General features: G+C 71.9%; 2 protein-coding genes. Both read left to right on the top strand.

What is annotated here, in order from left to right; genetic code table 11:
- The first annotated feature begins 222 nt into the window (after positions 1–222).
- Positions 223–1,083 (top strand): GNAT family N-acetyltransferase, encoded by an 861-nt coding sequence (locus tag AC2W7C_RS17545; RefSeq protein WP_486002518.1) that lies wholly within the window; start codon positions 223–225, stop codon positions 1,081–1,083.
- Positions 1,076–1,534 carry a tRNA (adenosine(37)-N6)-threonylcarbamoyltransferase complex ATPase subunit type 1 TsaE gene (tsaE, locus tag AC2W7C_RS17540; protein ID WP_486002517.1) on the top strand — a complete coding sequence of 153 codons (459 nt, stop codon included), beginning with the start codon at positions 1,076–1,078 and terminating at the stop codon, positions 1,532–1,534. Before AC2W7C_RS17545 ends, tsaE begins: the two co-directional genes overlap by 8 nt.
- Positions 1,535–1,717: the final 183 nt, after the last annotated feature.

The following is a 1,717-nucleotide window of genomic DNA, read 5'->3' as shown; positions in this document are numbered from 1 at the left end:
GGCCGTGGGACCGGTTTCGGGGCGTCGAGGCGTCCGCCGAGGCCGGCGCCGTCTGCGCCAGGACAGGGGCGCACGCCAGAATGGCCAGCGCCGCCGCGCCCGCCGAAAGCCCGATCCTGACCGTCATCTCTCGCCCTCCCGTGAACCCACAGACTTATCATGCGGAACCGGGCCGCCAAGCCGCTTGCCGAGCGAAGCCGGAGCGGCGACAACCGGCGGCGAATGACCGCCGCCGCCCTCACCTCCGTCAAGCCCGAGCCGCACATCTGCGACGTGCTGATCGCGGAGCGCGCGCCGCGGCTGACCGGCTCCGTCTTCTGGCCCGTGGTGCGGCCGATGCTGTATCGCCTGCTCAACTACCGCCAGGCCGTACGCATGGCCGATGCGGTCCGGCCGCTCTCGGGCGCCGGCGCGCTGGACTATATGAGCGACCTGCTGGACCTGAAGGTCTCGGTGATGAACCCCGAGCGGATTCCGGCCCAGGGGCGCTGCATCGTGGTGGCGAACCATCCCACCGGCATCGCCGACGGCATCGCCGTCTTCGACGCCATTCGGGCGCGGCGGGCCGACGCGGTCTTCTTCGCCAACGCCGATGCGCTCAGGGTCTCGCCCCGGCTGGGCGAGACGGTCATTCCGGTGGAATGGGTGGTCGAGAAGCGGACGCGCGAGAAGACCCGCGCCACGCTCCAGGCCGCGAAGGAGGCCTTCGAGGCCGAGCGCTGCGTGGTCATGTTCCCCGCCGGGCGGCTGGCGCGAATCGCCAGGGACGGCTCGGTGACCGACCCGGAATGGGCGCCGACGGCCGCCTCCCTGGCCCGCAAGTACGACGCGCCGGTGGTGCCGATCCACGTGGCCGGCCCCTACTCCCGCCTGTTCCACTGGTTCGACCGAATCTCTCAGGAGCTCCGGGACGTCACCCTGTTCCACGAGCTGCTGAACAAGCGTCGCAAGCCCTTCTTCCTCAAGGTCGGCAAGCCGATCCCGGCGTCCCGTCTGGATATCGACGCCGGCAAGGCCACCTATGCGTTGAAGGCCTTCACGGAGCGGGTGTTGCCCAGCCAGCCGGACGCCGACTTTGCCTGACGCCGCGCCTCTCGTGATCGCCCTGGCCGACGCCGACGACACCGCGCGCCTGGGCGCCGCCGTCGCCGCGCGCCTGGAACCGGGGGAGGCGGTGCTGCTGTACGGCCCGCTGGGGATGGGCAAATCGACCTTGGCGCGCGGTCTCATCCGCGCCCTGACCCGGCCGGACGAGGACGTGCCCTCGCCGACCTTCACCCTGGTGCAGTTCTACGACAGCCGGCCGCCGGTGGCGCATTTCGACCTCTACCGCCTGACCCGGCCGGACGAGGCGTTCGAGATTGGCCTGGACGAGGCCCTGGACGAGGGCTGCGCGGTGATCGAATGGCCGGATCGGCTGGGCGAGGATCCGGCCGCCTGGCTGGGACCGGACCGTTTGGCGGTGACCTTGGCCGAAGACGGCGCGGGCCGGATCGCGACCCTTGCGGGCGCCGGCGCTGGGAGACGAAGTTGAAGGACCTGCATGCCTGACCGCGAAGCGTTGCGAGTGGATTTCCTGACGGCGGCCGGCCTGGGCGGGGCCGCTCGCACGCCCCTGCCCGGCGACGCCTCGACGCGCCGCTACGAGCGGCTGACCACGCCCGGCGGCCGGTCGCTGATGCTGATGGACCAGCCGGCCGCGGCCGAGAGCCCGCCG

This window comes from Brevundimonas sp. CURTG3B2_SDJG (assembly GCF_057364705.1).
Note: the sequence above shows the minus strand (reverse complement) of the source record. Positions and strands in the feature narration are given on the sequence as shown.

What these genes read in the sequence shown, in the direction of transcription:
- AC2W7C_RS17545 (WP_486002518.1), top strand. Translation starts at nt 223, where the DNA reads ATGACCGCCGCCGCCCTCACCTCCGTCAAGCCCGAGCCGCACATCTGC.